Consider the following 20,507-nt stretch of genomic DNA (forward strand, 5'->3'; position numbering starts at 1 on the left):
AAGCAGGCGTGTGACCACTGACACCGGATGCGTGGTGAGGATCTCCGGCCCCGTGGTCAGCGCCATCGACCTGCCCCATACCCGTCTGTTCGACGTGGTGCGGGTGGGCGTCGATCAACTCCTCGGAGAGGTCATCAAGATCGAGGGCGACGTGGCGGTCATGCAGGTCTTCGAAGACACCACCGGTCTACAGGTCGGCGAACCGGTCCTTGCAACCGGCGAACCGCTGTACGCCGAACTCGGTCCCGGGCTCCTCGGCTCGATCCTCGACGGCACCCAGCGACCGCTGCAGAGCCTGAGCGCGGACGGCGACCTGTACATCGCCAGAGGCGCGGACCCGCCCCGCCTGGACCGAGACGTCCGCTGGGACTTCCGGCCCGCCGTCGAGGTCGGGGACCGGGTCGAACCCGGTGGTCTTCTCGGATCGGTCCCGGAGGGGCTCGCCATCGATCACCGGATCCTCGTGCCGACGGGCATCACCGGGGTCGTCACCGCAGTCCGCCCCGGGCCGGCCACCATCCTTGATCCGGTCGTCGACATCGACGGGCACCCGGTGGCGATGACGCGCCGGTGGCCGTTGCGCCAGGCCCGCCCGGTCGCGAACCGGCTTCCGCTCACCGTGCCGCTGATCACCGGCCAGCGAATCCTCGATCTGCTCTTCCCTGTCGCCCGGGGCGGAAGCGCCATCATCCCGGGCGGTTTCGGGACCGGCAAGACCGTGCTGGAACAGGCCCTCGCCAAGTTCTCGACCGCAGACATCGTCGTCTACGTCGGATGCGGCGAACGTGGCAACGAACTGACCGAGGTGCTCGAGGAGTTCCCGGAACTGGCCGATCCGCGCACAGGCGCCCCACTGATGGAGCGCACCGTGTTGATCGCGAACACGTCCAACATGCCGGTCGCGGCCCGGGAAGCCAGCATCTACAGCGGGATCACGATCGCCGAGTACTACCGGGACCAGGGCTACGACGTCGCCATGATGGCCGACTCGACCAGCCGCTGGGGCGAGGCGTTGCGCGAGGTGTCGAGCCGACTTGAGGAGATGCCGGCCGAGGACGGCTACCCCGCCTATCTGGCCACGCGACTGGCCGGCTTCTACGAACGGGCCGGAGCGGTCCAATGCCTCGGCACGCCGGAACGCACCGGGTCGGTGACGATCGTCGGAGCCGTGTCGCCGGCCGGCGGTGACTTCTCCGAGCCCATCACCCAGAACAGCCTGCGGCTCGCGGGCTGCTTCTGGGCGCTCGACACCGCACTGTCCCGGCAGCGTCACTTCCCCGCGGTGAACTGGCTCCGGAGTTTCTCGCAGTACGGCCTCGACGAATGGTTCGACCGGGAGATCGGCTCGGACTGGTCGCCGCTGCGCCGCTGGGCGGCGGCCTCGCTGCAGGACGAAGGTGCCCTGCAGGAGGTGGTGTCGCTGCTCGGCGTCGAAGCGCTGGCCGCCGAGCAACGGATCACCCTTCGCATCGGGCAAGCCTTGCGAGAAGACCTGCTCCAACAGTCCTCGTTCGACGACCTCGACGCTTCCTGTCCACCACAACGGTTGCTGGCCATGGTGCGCGTCATCCACGAGGCCGGCGCCGCGATGAGCTCAGCGCTCCAGCGGGGCGTCGACATCACCGCCATCACCGCCGCGGGCGTGCTGGCCGAGCTCGGCCGGATGCGCCGCTGGCCGGCCGACAACGTCGACGACGCCGCCACGCGCCTCAGCCGGCGGATAGCCGAAGAAATGAGCTCGCTGTGACCACCACCCAAACCCAATCGCCCTTCACCGTCGGCCACCGCACACTGACCCGGGTCGCCGGGCCGCTCGTCATCGTGGACGGGATGGACGGCGTCGGTTATGGCGAACTGGTCGAGGTCGAAACCGGCGACGGTCCGGTCCGGGAAGGCCAGGTGCTCGAGCTCGACCGGTCACTGGCAGTCGTCCAGGTCTTCGGTGGAACCGTCGGAATCGGACGCCGCGAAACCTCCGTTCTCACCCGCGGCCGCGCCGCCAGGACCGGCGTCGGCGCGGACTACTTCGGCCGTGTCCTCGACGGAGCCGGCCGCCCACGCGACGGCGGCCCGCAGCCCGTTCCGGACGACTACCGCCACGTCAACGGACTCCCCCTCAACCCGATCACCCGCGCCCACCCCGACCAGTTCATCGAAACCGGTGTCTCTGCGATCGACGGACTCGTCACGCTCGTCCGAGGCCAGAAACTGCCGATCTTCTCCGGCGCCGGGCTTCCCGCCAACAGCCTTGCCGCCCGGATCGCCGCCCAGGCGCGCGTGCCCGGTGATGACGCCGAGGTCGTCGTGATCTTCGCCGCCATGGGCGTCACCCGCCGGGAGGCGGAGTTCTTCCGCAGCGAGTTCCTGACCGGCGGCGCCGCCTCCCGCAGCGTCCTGCTGCTGAACCTGGCCGACGATCCCACCATCGAACGGCTGCTGACGCCCCGGGTCGCGCTGACCCTGGCCGAATACCTGGCCTTCGAACACCATCGGCACGTCCTGGTCGTGATGACCGACATGACCGCCTACTGCGAAGCGCTGCGCGAGATCTCCGCCGCCCGGGAGGAGATGCCGGGTCGCCGCGGCTACCCCGGCTACATGTACACCGACCTGGCCTCACTGTACGAACGGGCCGGTCGGGTCCGGGACGGCAGCGGATCGCTCACCCAACTGATGATCCTCACCATGCCCGACGACGACATCACCCACCCGATCCCGGATCTCACCGGCTACATCACCGAAGGCCAGATCGTGCTGTCGCGTGACCTCGACCGGCAAGGCATCCAGCCACCGATCGACGTGCTGCCGTCGCTGTCCCGCCTGATGAATGCGGGCATCGGCGCCGGCAAGACCCGCGACGACCACCGCGGCCTGGCGGACCAGCTGTACGCCTGCTACGCCCGCGGCCGCGAGGTACGCCGGCTGATGTCGATCGTCGGTGAGAGTGGACTGCCCGTAGAGGACCGGCGTTATCTTGCCTTCGCCGCGGCCTTCGAACGCACCTACCTCGATCAAGGACCAGATCGTCGTACCCTGACCGACACCCTGGAGGTGGGGTGGCAACTGCTGTCACCGTTCCCGGCGGCCGAGCTGAAGCGTGTCAGCACTGAACAGGTGGCGCGCCACCACCACGAGGCAGCCGCGACAGCGACCGATGATTGATGGACGTCTCCCCACTTGTCTGGGCGCTGACGATCCTCGGGATCCTTGCGCTGTTGCTCTTCGACTTCTTCTTCCACGTGCGCACCGCTCACCTCCCGACCCTCAGGGAGGCAGCAGTCTGGTCGGGCGTCTACGTAGGCATCGCCGTCTCGTTCGGCGTCGGCGTCTGGATCCTGGGCGGAGCGACGCTGGGCAGCGAGTACTTCGCCGGCTACATCACGGAGAAGGCCCTGTCGGTCGACAACCTCTTCGTGTTCCTCATCATCATGGCCAGCTTCAAAGTACCTCGCGCCGACCAGCAGAAGGCGCTGCTCTTCGGCATCGTCTTCTCTCTCCTCGCGCGCACCGCCTTCATCGTCCTCGGCGCCACGCTCGTCAACTCCTATGCCTTCGTGTTCTACATCTTCGGACTGATCCTGCTTGTCACCGCCGGCCAGATGCTCAAACCCGGGAGTGCGAAGGGTCGCTCGGCGAACAACGTCATCGTCCGCCTCGCCAAGAGGTTCCTGCGCACCTCTGAAACCTACGACGGCGACAGGCTGTTCACCATCGAGCGGGGCCGCCGGGTCATGACGCCAATGCTGCTGGTCATGGTGGCCATCGGTGGAACCGACGTCCTCTTCGCGCTGGACTCCATCCCGGCGATCTTCGGCCTCACCCAGAGTGTCTTCGTCGTGTTCACCGCCACGGCGTTCTCCCTGCTGGGGCTGCGGCAGCTCTACTTCCTCATCGACGGACTACTGGACCGCCTCATCTACCTGTCCTACGGCCTCGCCGCAATCCTCGGCTTCATCGGCGTCAAGCTCGTCCTGCACGCACTGCACGAGAACAACCTCCCATTCGTCAACGACGCTCAGCCTCTCCCCGTCCCCGAAATCAGCACAGCCACCTCATTGAGCGTGATCGCCAGCGTCCTGGTCATCACCGTCATCGCCTCACTGGTCAGCGTCCAGGTCCCAGCCGCGCGAGCGGAGCACCACGCCCGCGAATCCCACGACAAGACGCAAAGGCACCGGCCCGGCCGGCCATGACTGATCCCGTCCTTCTGTGCGGCACCCTCAGGGACGCTCCGGCTGATTGGCGGGCGGCGCGACAATCCGCGCATTCGTGTCGTATCACGACATACTTTGTCCGAGCCCGTTCCGCGAGCATATTGAGGGCGTGACTACATGCAGCCTGACACGATGGACGACGGCCAGGTGGCCGAGCCACTGACAAAGGCGGATTTCGAGGCGTTGGCTAGTTTCCGCTTCGGCATTCGCCGGTACTTGCGCTTCAGCGAGCAGGCCGTCCGCGGTCACGGGCTGACCCCCCAGCAGTACCAACTACTGCTGGCGCTGAAGGGCTTTCCCGGCCGCGAGTGGGCAACGTTGACCGAGTTGGCCGACCGCCTCCAGTTGCGTCACCACAGCGTCGTGGAACTCGTGAACCGTGCGCAGGCCCAAGAGCTGGTCCGACGGGCTCCCCACCCGACGGACGCCCGCGCCGTCCGGGTGGAGCTGACGCCGCACGCCGAGCGGACCATGGCCCAGCTAGGTGCGCTCCACCGCGACGAGCTTCGGCGGGTACGCACCGTTCTGACGCTGCCCGACTGGGGCGAGCCCGCCGGCGGTGAACTATGACGCGCCGATCTGTGCGGGTCCGCAGAATCTACGATGAACCCGCGTCCGAGGACGGCATCCGGGTCTTGGTCGATCGCGTGTGGCCCCGCGGGATCCGCAAGGAAGCAGCCGCCATCGATGAATGGGCCAAGGACGTCGCACCGTCCACGGAGCTCCGCAAGTGGTACGGCCATGTCCCGGAGAGGTTCGCGCAGTTCGAGGCGCGCTACCGCGACGAGCTGGCAACGCAGACCGCACGGACGGCGCTAAACCACGTGCGCACGCTGGCAGAACGCGACACTGTGACCCTGTTGACGGCGACCAGGGACGTGGACCACAGCCAGGCCGCGGTCCTGGCCAGGCTGCTGAGGGAGCCACTCTGACGTTGCTGCCGCCCGGGATTATCGGCATGGCGGGCTGGCTTGCGGGCTAAAGGCCGGGGCGTTTGCTGATCTGCAGGCCGGGACGGCGCCGGTGGATGGTCAGGTAGGACAGGCCGTTGTTGCCGGCGGCAACGCTGCGGGTGGAGCCACGAGGCAACCAGACGATGTTGCCGTCGGCAACAACCTGCTCGCCGCCTGGTGTAGCGACGGTCCCGCGACCCGCGACGACGACGAGTACCACGTCGAGATCGGGCTCGGTGTGGGTGTCCACACGCTGCCCGGCAGGCAGGTGGATGAGGTTCGCGTCGAGTTGGCGCCCCGGCTCGGCGAGCGTCCACCGGGCGCCCGACACTACGGGCGAGTCATGGACGAGTTCGTTCACGTCGGCAAGGACCCGCACCGTCGGCTGCTCAGGCACCGGGTCGCCTGGAACGGCCGACGACGCCTCAGGCATCAACAGCGACCTTGCCGATCCGGACTCGCCATTCCTCAGGCCCTGTCTGCAAGTAGTCCCAACTGACGGCGCCACGGTGGATGGCTTCGAACTCTCGGCGTAGCGGCTTGGGGTCATGGCTGTTGACCAGGATGAACGCTTCTCCGGGCGCAAGGCGCGCGTAGCGGGCGAAAACACGTGGGTGACGCCCACCTCGCGCGATGTTTCGCACGTCGATGACCGTCGGCTGTTCGACCTGCTTGCCCTCGAGATATGCCCGCACCTCCGTGGCCAACAGCAAGGGGTCCACGCCAGGCAGGCCGGCGAGCGCAGGGAGCAACACCGACTCCTCGATCCGGAGGTGCAGATCCAAGGTCGACGCGATGACTACGCCGAGCCAGGCCGCTTCGACCGAGTCCGCAGCCGCCAACTTTTCGATCTGGGCATCAAGTGCCGCGGCACCGAGCCGGAGAGCATCGACGAGTAGCCGGGTCTCATCATCCACGGAAGCGGGTGCGTACATGTCCTGATCCGCGGTGACCAAGTACCGGCGCACCTCATGTAGGCAGAAGTCCACCAACTCGGCGGACCGCGGTCGAGCACCACCGACACCTGGATGCGCCGCAGTGAGCTCCGCCAAGCCGGATCGCAACCGCTCGTGAGCCTCACGGACCGTACCTCGGGCGATGACGTCCGGATCGGTCTCGGTCGCCTCGATGAAGATCTCCGAAGCCGACATGCTTCCACTCCCCTCACCTCGATGTTTTCAATAATTATTACATGTGATATTTGTAGTAATTACAAGTGCCTGTGAGGATCAGGGAAGCTGACACGATGAGCAGAACCGACCGACCCCAGGGCGAGCAGCCGCGCCGACAGGCTGTGCTCGAAGCCCTGCGAGCGTCCGACAATCCGCTGGGCATCACTGAACTCGCCGAACGGCTGGGCATCCACCCCAACACGGTCCGCTTCCACCTCGACGCCCTCGTGGCGCAAGGGCTGGTCGACCGCAGACTCGAGGAGCCCAGTGGGCGGGGCAGGCCTCGGACAGTGCACACACCGCATCCTGGGATGGACCGAGGGGGCCAGCGCCAGTACCAACTATTGGCCAAGATCCTGCTCGGTCAGTTGTCCACGAGCCCTGATGCGGGTGCCGCAGCCGAGGCCGCAGGACGCAACTGGGGCGGCTATCTGATCGAGCACGTCGCCCCGTCCCATCAGCCCGGCGCTGCCGAGGCCACCCAGCGGTTGAGCGCGATGATGTCCGACTTGGGATTTGCGCCGGAACCCGACGGCGAGGAAGCCGAGCGCATCAGACTGCGGCACTGCCCCTTCCTGGAGCTCGCGGAGGAAAACTCGTCCACCTTGTGTCCGCTGCATCTTGGCCTGATGCAAGGTGCCCTCACCGAGATCCGCGCACCGATCACGGCGACCAGGCTCGAGCCGTTCGCCGAGCCCGATGCCTGCATCGTTCACCTCTCCCGCCGCCGCAGCCCCGGCCAGGGCACCCGCTCGCATCAACGCAACAGAAGCACCTGACCCCCCCCCCCCCGGCTGATCACACTTGCAACCGGCGTACCGGGAGAAAACAGTTTGAACGCGACCGCAACTGCCGTAGCAACGGCCACCGTCTTCGTCTGGCTCGGCATGGTGCTGGCGATCTCTTTCCTTGAGGCTCCGCTCAAGTTCCGGGCACCCGGTGTCGCCGTCCCCGTGGGACTTGGCATCGGACGCATCGTGTTCCGGGCGCTCAATCGCGTCGAGATCGCGCTGGCGGCGGTGACGCTCGCAGCGATCGTCATCGTGCGGCCTTCCGGCGTGACAGCCGGCCTGACCGCGGCCATCATCACCATTCTGGCCGGACAACTCACGGTCGTCCGCCCGCGGCTCAACAGGCGCTCAGACCGAGTGCTCGCCGGGGAGAACCTGCCCCGTTCGACCGTTCACCTCTACTACGTCGGCCTCGAGGCTGCGAAGGTCATCGCCCTGGTGGTGCTCGGAATCCGCCTCCTGATGACTGGCTGACTTCCCGCCGCTAGACCAGGACGTGCGCGGCCAGTGGCACCGAGGTGTCCGCAAGCCGATCCGGGTCGACCGATCGCCTACTGCGGATCAGGTCCTCTACTGGCCTAATGCCGTCGTCCCATCGGTTGACGTGCATGCCCGCGACTACGCACTCGCCTGTCAGCCAGAACGCATGGAATGCCTGACCATCAACGTCGCCGCGGGTCACCACCCGGTCATAGCCGTCCGGGCCGATCCAGCCGCAGAACTCCATTCCGACGTCGTACTGGTCGGTGAAGAAGTACGGCAACCGGTCATAGGCGACCTGTTGCCCGAGCATCGCCTTGGCCGCGATCGGCGCCCCACGCAACGCGTTGGACCAGTGCTCGGTTCGCAGATGCCCACCGTAGAAGGGATGGTACGAATTCGAGACGTCGCCTGCCGCGTAAACGTCCTCGTCCTGCGTGCGCAGCGACTCGTCGACCACGATTCCGTTGTCGCAGCTGAGGTCCGCCCCTTGCGCAAGCTCGATGTTCGGGATCGCGCCGATTCCGACGACAACGGCCTCCGCCTCGAACTGGCCGGCGTCGGTCAGGACACTCGTCACGCGACCGGTCCCCTGGAACCCGGTCACGGTGTGACTCATCCGGAGGTCGACACCGTTGCGTAGGTGCAGTCCGGCGAAGAATGCACCCATCTCAGTACCGAGGGCAGCGAGCAGCGGCGCCGGCTGCGGGTCGACGACCGTCACGTCGCAGCCCGACTCCCGGGCTGCGGCTGCGACTTCCAGACCGATCCACCCGGCACCCACGATGACGATCCGACCGCCGGCGCTGATCGCCTCGCGCAACCGATCGGAATCTTCAGCTCGCCGTAGGTAGTGAACGCCTTCGAGCTCCGCGCCTGGCACACGGAGCCGGCGGGGCGACGCACCTGTTGCCAACAGCAACTTCGCGTAGCCGATCCGGTCTCCAGTGTCGAGTTCGACCTCGTGGGCTTCGCGGTCCACCAACGTGACGTGCCGGCCAAGTACCAGCTCCACCGCGTGCTCGGCGTACCAGCGCTCCTCGTGCACATAGATCTTCGCTCGCTCGTCCTTGCCCAGCAGGTAGCCCTTTGACAACGGAGGCCGCTCGTAGGGCAGCTCAGTCTCGTCGCCGACCAGGACGATCCGTCCTGCGAAACCCTGTTCTCGCAGGGTCTGAGCCGCCGTCGCTCCCGCCAGGCTCGCGCCGACGATGACGCAGGTGGACTGCACGTTCATGATCACCTTTCTGAGTACTCGGGCTCGCGGTCGAGGTTCAGGAGCCGTGTCGGCCCGGCGCGTACTTGATGGCGAGGCGCGACAGTGCGAGAGCCGCGACCAGCAGGCCGAAGTCGCGGAGCGCGACGTCATAGAAGTCAGGGATCGTCAGCAGATTGACGATGATGCCCGCGAGCCAGGCCGCGACCAGCAGTCCGCCGTACCTTGGAATCAGAGCGACTGCGATGCCGGCGACGATCTCAATCACGCCTACCGCGTACATCGCGTCCTGACCGGAGCCCGGAACGATGTCGTTGATCCACGGCGCCAGGTAGCCAGGCCAGTCGGTGAGCAGGTTGGTGAACTTGTCCAGGCCGAACACGATCGGCGCGACCGTGAAGACCGTTCGCAGCATCAGGAAGGCCTGGTACGCCGGGTCGGACAGTGTCTCCCGGCCTGGTGCCCGAGGTCCGTGCACATCACTTGTCATGACTCTCACTCCTTCTAAAGAAGATATATCTTGACTTTAGAAGCGAGCTGGGTTTTCGTCAATGGGAGTTAGCTTTAGACTGCGAGGTGTGGACGACACCAGGGACGCACGGATCTTGGCGGTCGCCACGTTGGAAGAGCCAACGCGGCGACGGCTGTACGACCACGTCGTACGGCAGACGGCCGCGGTGACCCGGGACGAGGCGGCGACAGCGCTGGGTCTGCCTCGTGCCACTGCCGCGTTCCATCTCGACCGGCTTGCCGATGAGGGTCTCCTGGACGTGGTGTTCGAGCGTCGCACCGGCCGCTCTGGTCCCGGAGCCGGCCGGCCATCGAAGCTGTACCGGCGTTCGGATTGGCACGTCGAGGTGTCCCTGCCGGAACATCGCTACGACCTGGCCGGACGCCTGCTGGCAGCTGCCATCGAAGACGCCGAGGACAGCGGTGAATCGCCCCGAGAAGCGCTCGACCGACGCGCCCGCCAGTTGGGCAACGAACTCGCCGCCGCGGCCCGCACCGGTGCGGAGAACAGCCCTGAGGTCGTGATGCGCGTCCTCGAAGCGCACGGCTTCGAGCCCCGGGCTGACGAGGACGCGATCCTGCTGGGCAACTGTCCGTTCCACACGCTTGCCCAACAACACACCGATCTGGTCTGTGCCATGAACCTCTGCCTGCTCGATGGCGTACTGGCAGGGCTCGACGCCACCCAACTGCAGGCCAACCTCAAGCCAGAGCCCGGCCAGTGCTGCGTCCGCATAGAGCCTGTCGGGACATCCGCCTGATGAGCCCTGGGGACCAGACCTCTGCCGCTCGGTGCCGGCAGACGACGCTCTGGACCGCTATGGCTTGTCCTCCTCCTCGGTCTCGGTAGCAGCGGCGTTCTCCTTCAGGTTCTCGACCCGGCCCTGGTCCTCACCGGCGTCGAGCAGGTTGTCCTTCGAGGCCTGGTTGTCCGGGTACTCCGCCAGCGCGAGGTCCGCGTGGTGCAGGTCGAAGGCCGGGCTCTCGGACCGGATCCGCGGCAGCCGATCGAAGTTGTGCCGCGGCGGCGGCGAACTGGTCGCCCACTCCAGCGAGCGGCCCCAGCCCCACGGGTCGTCGACACCCACCAGCGGCGCCTTGCGCGACTTGTAGACGTTGTAGAGAAAGGGCAGGGTCGAGGCACCTAGGATGAAGGCACCGACGCTGGACACCTGGTTCAGCGTGGTGAAGCCCTCGTTCGCGCCGTACGACGCGTAGCGCCGCGGCATCCCTCCGACACCCAGCCAGTGCTGCACCAGGAACGTGGTGTGGAAGCCGATGAACAGCAGCCAGAAATGGATCTTGCCGAGCTTCTCGTCGAGCATCCGGCCGGTCATCTTCGGCCACCAGAAGTAGAACCCGGCGAACATCGCGAACACCACTGTGCCGAAGACGACGTAGTGGAAGTGCGCGACCACGAAGTAGGTGTCGGTGACCTGGTAGTCCAGGACCGGCGAGGCCAGGATGACCCCCGTGAGACCGCCGAACAGGAAGGTGGTCATGAAGCCGATCGACCAGAGCATCGGCGTCTCCAACGACACCGAACCGCCCCACATGGTGCCGATCCAGTTGAAGAACTTCACCCCGGTCGGGACCGCGATCAGGAATGACATGAAGGAGAAGAACGGTAGGTTCACCGCTCCGGTGACGAACATGTGGTGCGCCCACACGGTGGCTGACAGCGCCGCGATCGCGAGGGTGGCCCCGACCAGACCCATGTAGCCGAAGACCGGCTTGCGGCTGAACACCGGCAGGACCTCTGTCACGATGCCGAAGAACGGCAGCGCGATGATGTAGACCTCTGGATGCCCGAAGAACCAGAACAAGTGCTGCCACAGCAACGGCCCACCGTTCGCGGCATCGAAGACGTGTGCTCCGAGGATCCTGTCTGCGGCGAGCATCAAGAGCGCGCCGGCCAGGATCGGGAACGCGATCAGGACGAGGATCGACGTGACCAGGATGTTCCAGGTGAAGATCGGCATCCGGAACATCGTCATACCCGGTGCGCGCATGGTGATGATCGTGGTGACGAAGTTGACCGCACCGAGAATGGTGCCCAGACCCGCCATCCACAGGCCCATGATCCACAGGTCGCCCCCGATGCCCGGCGAGCGGACCGCGTTGGACAGCGGGGCGTAGCCCGTCCAGCCGAAGTCCGCAGCGCCCCCGGGCGTCAGGAAACCGCTGAACGCGATGAGTCCGCCGAACAGGAACAGCCAGTAGCTGAACATGTTCAGCCGTGGGAAGGCGACGTCGGGGGCACCAATCTGGATCGGCATGATCACGTTCGCGAAGCCGACGAACAGCGGCGTCGCGAACAGCAGCAGCATGATCGTGCCGTGCATGGTGAAGAGCTGGTTGTAGACCTCTTCGTTGACGATCTGCAGACCCGGCTTGGCCAGCTCGGCCCGGATCAGCAGCGCCATGACGCCGCCGATCAGGAAGAACGCGAACGAGGTGATCAGGTACAGCTGGCCGATCAGTTTGTGGTCGGTGGTGGTCAGCCACTTCACGGCGACCGCACCAAGTCGGCGGCGCGGAGATGCTGCGTGTTGGGCGGGTCCGGCCCTGTGCGCCACTGACCACGGACGGTCCTGGTGGGCGCCGACATGAGTCAGCTGCTCATTCAGCGAGTCGTCGCCGGCTTGAGTGGTCTCCACTGGCCGGCTTACCAGTTCGCCGGCGGATCGCTGGCCGGGAACGAATCCTCGCCCCAGACCTGGACGATGTCCCGCGCCACTGGATCCGGACATTGCGAAGCCGATGCCGGCCCCGTGGTTGCGGTGCACTGGGGTTCGTCCCTACCGGGCTCCACGTGCGGGTCCTCCGAATCCTTCAAGTACTGGCATCGCAGGCAGCGACTGGCCATCGGGAGGGCCTCCAGTCGGTCTGCTGTGATGGCACGACCACACCGTTGGCAGATCCCGAAGCGGCCGATCGCGAGCCGGAACAGAGCGGCGTCGATATCTGCCAGCGCAGTCCTGGCGCCCCTCATCAGGGTGGCTCTCACCTCGCCCTGTGCACCCGCCGATGCTGCCGGCGCCTCGTACGCCAGCTCGGTGAGTTGATCGAGGCGAAACCTGCGCTGATGTTCGAGCTCCGTGCGGTACGAGCCCAAGTCGACGGTCTGCCGGTCACGTGGTGCGCTGGACGGCGCCACCTGATGCAGATCTGTCATCGAAGCCTCCTCGTCGCAACGGACCGCGGCACCGTGATTTCCCCTCCGTGCGGACGATGCCACCTCACCTGAGGGCCGGATAGGTACACGCCCGGCCAAGGTCGAGCCCGGGCTTTGCCGGGTATCGGCAACGCCGCAGAACTGTCGGCGGTCCGTGAATCACTGGCGATTCACAGCTCTCTCGCCGTCCGACGAGTTCGGCAGGTGCTGCTCCCGCACGCTGGGCTTACCGGTAGGTCAAGGCTCGATCAGGCCGACCCGGATCGCATAGCGGGCGAGCTCCAAGCGGTCGCGGAGCCCCAGCTTCTGGAGCATGTTCGCCCGGTGTCGCTCGACCGTTTTGACGCTGATGAACAGCGTTTCTGCGATCTCCTTGGAAGAATGGCCCTCGGCGACAAGTTTGAGGACCTCCTCCTCGCGGGTCGTCAGGACCTGCTCTGGGATGGTCTGGCCGAGCCGCGCCCGATTCAGGTAGTTGCGGATCAGTGCATTCACCGCGCCCGGGTAGAGGAAGGGCTCCCCACGCATCGCGGCATGACAGGCCTCCACCAGGTCTCGGTCGGCCACGGACTTCAGTACATATCCCGCTGCTCCTGCCCTGAGCGCTTGGAAGAAGTACTGCTCGTTGTCGTACATCGTCAGCATGAGGATCCGCAGGTCCGGCCGGCGTGCCGAAAGCTCACGTGCAGCCTGCAGACCGGTCATCCGCGGCATCGCGATGTCGAGAATCGCCAGGTCGATTTCGGTGGACAGAGCCAGGTCGACGGCCTCCTTGCCGTCGCCTGCTTCGGCGACCACCTTGAGGCCCGGTTTGCTGTCCAGGATCAGCCGGATGCCGCGCCGTACCAGCGCATGATCGTCTGCCAGCAGGATGCGGATCGCTTCCGGTGCAGCCACTCTCATGCTCCATTCCGGTCGAGAGGCACCCACAAGTTCACCTCGGTACCACCAGTCGGCGAGGCACCGAGATCGAGTGTGGCGCCGACCAGCAGGGCACGCTCGCGCATGCCACGAATGCCGGCTCCCTCGTGGGCCAGGCCGAGGCCTCGGCCGTCGTCACGGATCCGGAGGCCTACAACTCCTTCGCTGTGCCGCAAGGTGATCTCGACGCGGGTAGCTTCGGCGTGGCGGGCGACGTTGGTCAGTCCCTCTTGGACGACCCGGTAGATGACCAGTTCGGTCTGCTCGTCCAACGCCGGTAGGCCAGGCTGGAATTCGTGAAGTATCGCGAGGCCGGTATGCGTGGACAGATCGGTGACCAGCGCAGTCAACGCACTGACCAGACCGAGATCCTCGAGCACGCCCGGCCGCAGCCTGCGCGCCAGCCGGCGTACCTCGTCGAGGCTGTCCCGGGTCGTCTGCTCAGCATGGTGCAGGTCCGCGCGCAGGTCGGCGTCATCCACCCGTTCGGCCGCGCGTATGAGTTCCAGCAGGACGGCGGTCAGGCTCTGCCCGACCTCATCATGTAGCTCCTGGGCGATCCGTCGGCGCTCCGCCTCCTGGGCCGACAGGGCTCGGGTGCTACTGGCCGCACGTTCAGCCTCCAACCTGGCCAGCATGTCGTTGAAGGCGCTGATCAACTGCGAGACACTGCCTTGCCCGGCGACCGGCAGGCGCTGCCCGGGTCGCAGCAGATCGACCGTGGCCATCCGGCGACTCAGGCGGTCCAGCGGCGCCAGCCCTACTTGCAGCAGTACGGCGTTGGCGACCAGCATGACCACCAATCCGCCGAGCAGCACCAGGGCCTCGGTGAACACCACTGGAACAGAGACCGTCACCGGCGCCCACAGCAACAAAGCTGTCGCAGCAGCAAGCACCACCGCATTCAGCGCGAAGATGCGCCAGAACAATGGCACCGCAAGCCCCCCTTTCTTCGCCGGAGCGGTTTCCTGGCCCGGCAGATACAGAGCGGATGATGCGCGAGCGGCCGGTAGATGGTGCACGCCATCCAGACTGCCTGCTCCCCCACCGCAAGTCGATCCGGCCTGACCCTCATCCACCAACCGCCGCATGCAGCCCGCCATGACCCGAAATGGGTGTCAGGCCCAATGGTCTTCGATCGCAGCATCGCCGATGGTGGAGACAGAACCTAATCACGAGCCTCAAGACGGGCGACGCAGGCAGCCGGCGTACGCAGGTGACCTCCCAGGACGTACGCCGGCCTCCCGTTTGCCGTCCCCTTGAAAGGACCCGACTCAGATGACCACCGACATGGGCCGCACCCAGCAACTCACAAAGCACGAAGCTCGCCAGCGTTTGGAACACGAGCGCAACTCCCGCCTCGCCCAGCTCAGGGCGATCGAGGATTCCGCGCCACATGCGGACCGAGGCTTGCAGGACGCGCAGACCGCCGCGATTCAACGGGTGCTCGAAGAGATCGACGCAGCCGGAAGTCGTTTGGCAGACGGCTCCTACGGGACGTGCGTCAACTGCCGAACCGCTATTCCCGTCGAACGCCTCGAGATCCTGCCCTATGTGCGCTTCTGTGTCAGCTGCCAGCAACAAGCGTGACCACCCACGCCGCCTGGTCCGAATGGACGCGGGGCGGTACGGCAGGTGCGGTCGGTGCGGTCGGTGCGGTCGGTGCGGTCGGTGCGGTCGGTGCGGTCGGTGCGGTCGGTGCGGTCGGTGCGGTCGGTGCACGAGCCTCGAATGCCTATCCGTCCACCCGCAGGCGCGCTACTGCACGCGGTGTCAACAATTCCTCGCCATGCAGGGCTGAGCGGGTTCACCAAGTGGGTGCAGTTCCGTCCCCGCGGCCGCTCGGCCCCGATTTCTCACGGTCGGGGTGACCAACGAGATGAGTCAATTGTCATCCTGCAGCCGCGCTGCTTCCCGTCCCGCCAGGTAGCCGAACACCAGCCCCAGCGAGATCGTCGCTCCAACACCTCCGTAGAACCCCTTGGTGGGTGCCCCTCCCGCATTGCCGGCGGCGTACAGGCCCGGAATGACCTCGCCCTCGGTGTCCAGCGCGCGCCCGAGTGCGTCGGTCTTCGGACCTCCCACAGTACCGAGCGCGCTGGCCGCGACCTTGAGCGCGTAGTACGGCGCGGTGTCGACCGGCCCCAGCACGCTCGACTTCGGGCTCTTCAGCACAGGTCGGATGATCTTCGCCAGGGGCCCGACCACGATGGAACGCACGCGCTCGGGATCGTTCTTTCTCGCCACCCGTCCCGCGAGCCTGCTCGCGACCGGTCCGATCACCGCGGCTATGCCCATCCGAGCCTTCGCGGTGGCAGCGGGGAACCGCGCGTCGGGCGAGTTCTTGCCCAGCCGGGGATAGAAGGCACCGAAGTAGCGATCGAACCTGGGCACGGTGGAACGGCGGCGGTGGCTCGACCGGACGCCATCCGGTCGGCTGCGGGAACTGCTGGGACGGCGGCCGCGCAAACGGCTGGGACGGCTGCCACACTTGCTGGGGACGCCGAGGATAGCCAGGCTGTTCCGCCCCGTATTGATCACTCACGTCAACTCCTTGCTGTGCTGGCCACCGTCAGCACGTAACGGTGGTACGGCAAAACCTGGGCCTGAGCCCCAGCACTGTCGACCGAGGGACAACCTCTTCGAAAGGTCGTCACCCACTCGATGCTTGATCCAGCAACGAAGTTGCACGGTGAACCGACCCATCGGGAGGCAGCGGGCCTGTCGCCGGTTCTCTACGTCGTCGGCCGCACCAGGCCGCAGACGTCCGAATCATGGTCAAGCAGCGAAGGTTCGCTCAAGCGCCGCGAACGGCTGGCGTTGCTTCTGGTTCGGGACGGTCGACCGTGTCGGGCTTGGCTGGTTCGATGTCGCGCGGTCGTGCCACCGGCTCGCCGTGGCGGTCGAGGTAGAGGGTTGCCTTGCGGCCAAGATTCGGATCCTCGCTGGCATAGACGACACGTACGGCCGCGACGACATCCATGAAGAGGCCGATCGCAGGTGAGTGGATGACTCCCGCTTCAGCGAACTCAGGCCGTGCGCCCGGCAACTCAGGCGGTTCGAAGCCTCGTCGTACCAGGCTGCCCAGGACCTGCGCCTCTTTGAGTACGGCCACGGACAGTTCCGGCCAATGCACCTCAACATTGCCGATGTCACCTTTTGCGGTCAGGCCAACGGTCGCATGAGACGACCAAACCACAACGCCGTCCACGGTGCGCCTCGCCCGCGCCAACTTCCGGATCACCAACGGGTCATGGAGACGGAACTCTTCATCTGAAACACGCTCTGCCACTTGCCCGTACTCCGCAAGGATCTCGAGGCTCGCGATCTCCCGCAGCGGAATCTCCGCCGCGCGGAGCACGCGACGGCAAGCGGCAATCGGCGTCCGGTCTGCGCCTGTCCAGGCGCCCAACGCGCGCAGGTGACCATACCGTGTATCCGTGGCGAACAACGTCCGGCTGTCGTGTCGCTGGCTGAACGTCAGATTCTTGGAGCGAATCCCGGAGATATTCGCTGCCGAGCCGAACTCGGCACGAGCGAACTTGAAGCCGGCAATCGAGGCAGCGGCATCCACTAGGTCCGTCCGGACCACTCGAGACAAACGTCGCTGCTGAGCGGTCATGTCAGGCATCGAACTCTCCGATCTCAGCCAGTACGCCATCGCCAGGCGGCCCAGTTCGCCACCGGGTCTGCCCTGTTGTCGGTCACCCGCTCGTTCTCGCGACGGTCGATGGCGTCGGCCTGCGTGGCACCGACCGCCAGCGCCACCGCCGAGCAGCCGGACTGGACGTCGATTGTGCCAACGTCCATCCAGGCGTCTCCCACGCTCTGCTGCGGAAACAGCCAGGACAGGACCCCGGGGAGTCCGGCCGTCCGAGCGGCCAGTTGGGACCCGCGGGCGGCGCTGTCGAGTGCATCCGCCCTCGACGTCCCTGAATGCCCCGTCGCCACATGCAGACCCTGGAACACTGGAAACCAATTGTTCGCCAAGGACACCAGGTCCATCGGGCACGAAGCATCGACGAACATGAACTGCAGGGTGCCCCTGCCGTTGCCCCACCGCGACGAGTTGCCGATATTGACGGTGTTCGGCGTACCGAAGTTGCCACAGACAACAAGGAAATCCGGGCTTGTCGCGGCCGGCGGATTCTGGCAGCTGCCGTGCCCCGCGAAGAGATACACATCAGGGAGTTCGCTCCCCCCGGAAGGATCAAGGTCTCCGCCGTCATCGCGGAAATCCGACCCCCACACGTCGCCGTTCTCCCATGTGGACACCGACGAGTGACCAGCGAGCCCGTACCACGCTTGAAACGCACGCACCTCGGTAATCGTTTCAGGCAAGTCCGGACCACCACACCCGTTGGGAACGTAGTCCCGGACACCCCCGGTCGAATAGCGCATCATGCCTCCCCACAGATGCTGCCCTTCTCACAGCATCACGCCCACAGCACAACGGCGCAAGAGACCATCCGCTCCGTTGGACTCTGTCGTGGATCCAGACCTCCTAGGCGATGCGCGTCTCCATCCGAGTTGTACTGCGTCGCCTGACAACGCACACCCGCGCAGACGGACGAGCAGAACGCGCTGGACCAACCGCCAGCGTCTCTCGAGAGTTCGAGGTAGCTCATCCGAGCGGCGTCACATTGGTCTCCGAATGGCTCCCGGCGCTGGCCACCGCGGGCACGAAGAAGCCACGCTCAGGATCGTCCGGGCCAAGTACAACTAAGCGCGATCGCCATCAATCGCTGCATCAACGCCGACGCGCGTCCACATCCCAGTCGATCAAGCGGCCGACGCAGAAACACGCGCCCCAGGATTGGGGTGTACCAAGGTGGGGCAATAGCTGCCAGCGGAGCACGCAACGGAAGCAGATGCGCATCGGCGGCATCGCCTTGGGCCCCGCCGCGAACCTATTTGTCCGTGCCCTGGATCAGACCGTTCCATCGATAGATGAGCGGCCCGAGGCGGCGTCTCCCAGGACGAACCTGCTCGGGTCGCCGGCGGCTCTGGCTCCTGAAGCAAGCCAGGCTGCGACTCCGTGCGGATTGCGCCGCTCCAGTTCAACGAGATACGCAAGGCGCGCTTCGACGATACGTGAGCGTTCTGCCGGCGAGTTGGCTCTCTGCAGGGCAGAGAAGCTGGCCCTCCAGGCCAGGCACAAGGCGTCGTCGCTCAGTTCAGCAGCCTCGACCTCCGGCTCGACAGCCGACGCCAACTCGCGGATCGCAGCTTCATGGGTGGGCACCATGTTGCGCTCACCAGCGCTCGCGGGATGTGGCAGATCTTCGTGATCTCTGAGCCAGCCGAACCAGCGGCGAGCGACGTACGGCGAGCCACCGGCCGTCAACACGAGCACCAGCACCGCCATCGGTGCACCGAGCAACGTCCCGAGGCCGCCGAACGCGACCGTCCCCGCTCCGGCAAGGACCGTGCTCTTGAACACTGTTCTCCACCGATCCCGCCCGAGCGGGGACTCGTCTTTGGGCGTGAGCGCGACCATGGCAGCGAAGCTGCCGGTGAAGGCTCCGACGCCGAAGAAGAAGGCGATCGTCGCAACCGACCAAGTGGACGCGGCCAGGGCACCTGTCATCCCGACGATGCCGCAGAAGCCCAGCCACGCAACCCGGTACGCCCTCATCGCTCGTCCTTCCGCATCCAATCTTCGTGTCCTTACCACTGTGCCGCTGTTGAGCGCCGGAGCCTACGGCCACGACCGGCCAATCCAGGGCCGCTCTGGCTGCCGACACCCGGCAAACCAGACCACCTCAGCCAGGCATGTCACGGACCCGCTTCCCGTCCGTGCTGGACAGATGCGAGCTCGGGACGGTTGCGAGTAGACGAACGTTGCCGGTGGTCGGCCACAAGGCCAGTCACAGGTTCGCCGAGCGCGCCACTACTCGTCAGCCAGCCCGGATGACACGGTCGGTGCCCTCAGGTAGCGAGCACGCACGCGGAGAGGCGGCATGGCGAGCAGAATTGTAGGGAGGAATCAGGGCCGTCGTGCGGTCCTCGTCGGAGTCGACGGCTCTGTGTCCGCCCAGGGCGCACTGTCTTGGGCCGCCGGGGAGGCTTCGTACCGGCACAGTTCGTTGCGCATCGTCCACGCCTTCAGCTCGCCGACGACCAGCAGTCCAGTGGACATGGCCTTCGTCGGACCTGTGTACGAGGGCGTCCTGTCGGCGGCCGAATGGATCGTCAGGGAGGCGGAGGACTATGCGCGGCGACTGGCTCCCGGCATCAGGATCACTGGTGAGATGTTCGTAGCCACCGCCGCACCCATGTTGCTGCGCGAGGCGCGTGATGCCGAACTCGTGGTCGTGGGCAGCCGTGGCCTCGGCGGGTTCCATGGTCTGCTCGTCGGGTCCGTGAGCGTTGCGGTAGCCGCGCACGCTCCGTGCCCCGTGATCGTCGTCCGGCCCCGACCCGACGGCAGCGCATTCCCGGCCACGCCGACAGGCCGGATCGTGGTCGGCGTCGACGGCTCTGACGTCTCGACCGCGGCAATCCGGTTCGCGCTCCAGGAGGCGGCACGTCGCCACGTCGGCGTCACCGCCGTGCACGCCGTGGCGCCACCGCGTCGGCACCGGTGTCCTACCCGCGTCGCCGAAGCGATCGACCAACAACTGTTCGCCGAGTCACTGGATCGCATGCGAGTGTCCGGCATCGACTTGCAGACAAGGCTTGTGCACGCTCATCCAGCTCAGGCGCTGATCGAGGCGTCGGCCGGCGCTGGACTGGTCGTGGTCGGTTCGGACGGCAATGCCGACCTGCTGCTCGGCTCGGTAAGCCAGGCCGTGCTGCACCACTCCGACTGTCCAGTAGCCGTTGTCCGCCCCCGCCCGGTGACGAGCGTCAACCGCCTGCCCGCGCGCGGGCCGCAGCTCCAACTCACTACATCCCAGCGTTTGCCGGATCTCAAGGATCTGCCATGACGTCTACGTCGCGTGTTGAGCTGCGCCCCCGCAGCTTGAGGATGCCCTGGACTCCCGCGTGATCCTCGGGGCGACGCCGAGCGTCGCCAGACTGATGCCGGCATCTGTGACCACCCCAGGCTGATGACCTCAAGCCCCCT

The 20,507-nt window shown here is 66.3% G+C and carries 22 protein-coding genes; 10 read left to right on the forward strand and 12 right to left on the reverse strand.

Annotated features, from left to right (window positions below):
- The first annotated feature begins 10 nt into the window (after positions 1-10).
- The 5 genes from EV652_RS32465 to EV652_RS32485 all read left to right on the forward strand — a co-directional run bounded on the left by EV652_RS32465 (position 11) and on the right by EV652_RS32485 (position 5,146).
- Positions 11-1,747, forward strand: coding sequence for a V-type ATP synthase subunit A (locus EV652_RS32465; protein ID WP_199238516.1), 1,737 nt, complete (start codon positions 11-13; stop codon positions 1,745-1,747).
- Complete coding sequence (locus EV652_RS32470; protein WP_132213115.1) at positions 1,744-3,162, forward strand: V-type ATP synthase subunit B; 1,419 nt, start codon at positions 1,744-1,746, stop codon at positions 3,160-3,162. Before EV652_RS32465 ends, EV652_RS32470 begins: the two co-directional genes overlap by 4 nt.
- Positions 3,162-4,193: a TerC family protein gene (locus tag EV652_RS32475; RefSeq protein WP_132213116.1), complete on the forward strand. Its 1,032-nt coding sequence runs from the start codon at positions 3,162-3,164 to the stop codon at positions 4,191-4,193. The genes EV652_RS32470 and EV652_RS32475 overlap by 1 nt, the downstream gene beginning before the upstream one ends.
- Positions 4,194-4,346: 153 nt before the next feature.
- Positions 4,347-4,784, forward strand: coding sequence for a MarR family winged helix-turn-helix transcriptional regulator (locus tag EV652_RS32480; RefSeq protein WP_132213117.1), 438 nt, complete (start codon positions 4,347-4,349; stop codon positions 4,782-4,784).
- Positions 4,781-5,146 carry a DUF488 domain-containing protein gene (locus EV652_RS32485; RefSeq protein ID WP_132213118.1) on the forward strand — a complete coding sequence of 122 codons (366 nt, stop codon included), beginning with the start codon at positions 4,781-4,783 and terminating at the stop codon, positions 5,144-5,146. Before EV652_RS32480 ends, EV652_RS32485 begins: the two co-directional genes overlap by 4 nt.
- Positions 5,147-5,192: 46 nt before the next feature.
- Here EV652_RS32485 and EV652_RS32490 read toward each other — a convergent pair whose 3' ends face one another.
- Together EV652_RS32490 and EV652_RS32495 are read right to left on the reverse strand one after the other, a co-directional pair.
- Positions 5,193-5,600, reverse strand: a complete 408-nt coding sequence (locus EV652_RS32490) for a hypothetical protein (RefSeq protein WP_199238517.1) — start codon at positions 5,598-5,600, stop codon at positions 5,193-5,195.
- Complete coding sequence (locus EV652_RS32495) at positions 5,593-6,318, reverse strand: DUF2249 domain-containing protein (protein WP_132213119.1); 726 nt, start codon at positions 6,316-6,318, stop codon at positions 5,593-5,595. The genes EV652_RS32490 and EV652_RS32495 overlap by 8 nt, the downstream gene beginning before the upstream one ends.
- A gap of 95 nt (positions 6,319-6,413) precedes the next feature.
- Here EV652_RS32495 and EV652_RS32500 point away from each other — a divergent pair, with 95 nt between their 5' ends.
- Together EV652_RS32500 and EV652_RS32505 are read left to right on the forward strand one after the other, a co-directional pair.
- On the forward strand, positions 6,414-7,118 hold the full coding sequence (locus tag EV652_RS32500) for a helix-turn-helix transcriptional regulator (RefSeq protein ID WP_132213120.1): 705 nt from the start codon (positions 6,414-6,416) through the stop codon (positions 7,116-7,118).
- A gap of 108 nt (positions 7,119-7,226) precedes the next feature.
- A complete protein-coding gene (locus EV652_RS32505) occupies positions 7,227-7,604 on the forward strand; it encodes a hypothetical protein (protein WP_206752105.1) in 378 nt (125 codons plus the stop codon).
- Between the two features lie 10 nt (positions 7,605-7,614).
- Here the strand turns inward: EV652_RS32505 and EV652_RS32510 are convergent, their stop codons facing one another.
- Positions 7,615-8,847, reverse strand: a complete 1,233-nt coding sequence (locus EV652_RS32510; protein WP_132213122.1) for an NAD(P)/FAD-dependent oxidoreductase — start codon at positions 8,845-8,847, stop codon at positions 7,615-7,617.
- A 37-nt stretch (positions 8,848-8,884) separates the two neighbouring features.
- On the reverse strand, positions 8,885-9,316 hold the full coding sequence (locus EV652_RS32515; RefSeq protein WP_132213123.1) for a DoxX family membrane protein: 432 nt from the start codon (positions 9,314-9,316) through the stop codon (positions 8,885-8,887).
- An 88-nt stretch (positions 9,317-9,404) separates the two neighbouring features.
- Between EV652_RS32515 and EV652_RS32520 the strand changes: the two genes are divergently transcribed.
- Positions 9,405-10,097: a helix-turn-helix transcriptional regulator gene (locus EV652_RS32520; RefSeq protein ID WP_132213124.1), complete on the forward strand. Its 693-nt coding sequence runs from the start codon at positions 9,405-9,407 to the stop codon at positions 10,095-10,097.
- Between the two features lie 57 nt (positions 10,098-10,154).
- On the opposite strand, the gene ctaD is transcribed toward EV652_RS32520, so the two are convergent.
- The 4 genes from ctaD to EV652_RS32540 all read right to left on the reverse strand — a co-directional run bounded on the left by ctaD (position 10,155) and on the right by EV652_RS32540 (position 14,370).
- A complete protein-coding gene (gene ctaD, locus EV652_RS32525) occupies positions 10,155-11,849 on the reverse strand; it encodes an aa3-type cytochrome oxidase subunit I (RefSeq protein WP_439649107.1) in 1,695 nt (564 codons plus the stop codon).
- Positions 11,850-12,004: 155 nt separating this feature from the next.
- Positions 12,005-12,514, reverse strand: coding sequence for a TraR/DksA family transcriptional regulator (locus EV652_RS32530; RefSeq protein WP_132213125.1), 510 nt, complete (start codon positions 12,512-12,514; stop codon positions 12,005-12,007).
- A gap of 237 nt (positions 12,515-12,751) precedes the next feature.
- Positions 12,752-13,417: a response regulator gene (locus tag EV652_RS32535; protein WP_132213126.1), complete on the reverse strand. Its 666-nt coding sequence runs from the start codon at positions 13,415-13,417 to the stop codon at positions 12,752-12,754.
- The gene (locus EV652_RS32540; protein ID WP_132213127.1) at positions 13,414-14,370 is read right to left on the reverse strand and encodes a HAMP domain-containing sensor histidine kinase; all 957 of its coding nucleotides are present in this window, start codon (positions 14,368-14,370) and stop codon (positions 13,414-13,416) included. The genes EV652_RS32535 and EV652_RS32540 overlap by 4 nt, the downstream gene beginning before the upstream one ends.
- A 343-nt stretch (positions 14,371-14,713) precedes the next feature.
- Between EV652_RS32540 and EV652_RS32545 the strand changes: the two genes are divergently transcribed.
- Positions 14,714-15,025 carry a TraR/DksA family transcriptional regulator gene (locus EV652_RS32545; protein WP_132213128.1) on the forward strand — a complete coding sequence of 104 codons (312 nt, stop codon included), beginning with the start codon at positions 14,714-14,716 and terminating at the stop codon, positions 15,023-15,025.
- A 294-nt stretch (positions 15,026-15,319) separates the two neighbouring features.
- Here EV652_RS32545 and EV652_RS32550 read toward each other — a convergent pair whose 3' ends face one another.
- The 4 genes from EV652_RS32550 to EV652_RS32565 form a co-directional block, all read right to left on the reverse strand.
- The gene (locus EV652_RS32550) at positions 15,320-15,829 is read right to left on the reverse strand and encodes an FAD-binding protein (RefSeq protein ID WP_199238518.1); all 510 of its coding nucleotides are present in this window, start codon (positions 15,827-15,829) and stop codon (positions 15,320-15,322) included.
- 403 nt (positions 15,830-16,232) lie between these two features.
- Complete coding sequence (locus EV652_RS32555; RefSeq protein WP_132213129.1) at positions 16,233-17,057, reverse strand: hypothetical protein; 825 nt, start codon at positions 17,055-17,057, stop codon at positions 16,233-16,235.
- A gap of 23 nt (positions 17,058-17,080) precedes the next feature.
- Entirely contained in the window at positions 17,081-17,839 is a 759-nt protein-coding gene (locus EV652_RS32560; protein WP_132213130.1) for a DUF6345 domain-containing protein, read from the reverse strand.
- A gap of 526 nt (positions 17,840-18,365) precedes the next feature.
- Positions 18,366-19,073, reverse strand: a complete 708-nt coding sequence (locus EV652_RS32565) for a hypothetical protein (protein WP_132213131.1) — start codon at positions 19,071-19,073, stop codon at positions 18,366-18,368.
- Positions 19,074-19,398: 325 nt separating this feature from the next.
- Here EV652_RS32565 and EV652_RS32570 point away from each other — a divergent pair, with 325 nt between their 5' ends.
- Positions 19,399-20,367, forward strand: a complete 969-nt coding sequence (locus EV652_RS32570) for a universal stress protein (RefSeq protein WP_132213132.1) — start codon at positions 19,399-19,401, stop codon at positions 20,365-20,367.
- The last annotated feature ends 140 nt before the right edge of the window (positions 20,368-20,507 follow it).

It is taken from the genome of Kribbella steppae (assembly GCF_004342025.1).
Lineage (GTDB): Bacteria > Actinomycetota > Actinomycetes > Propionibacteriales > Kribbellaceae > Kribbella > Kribbella steppae.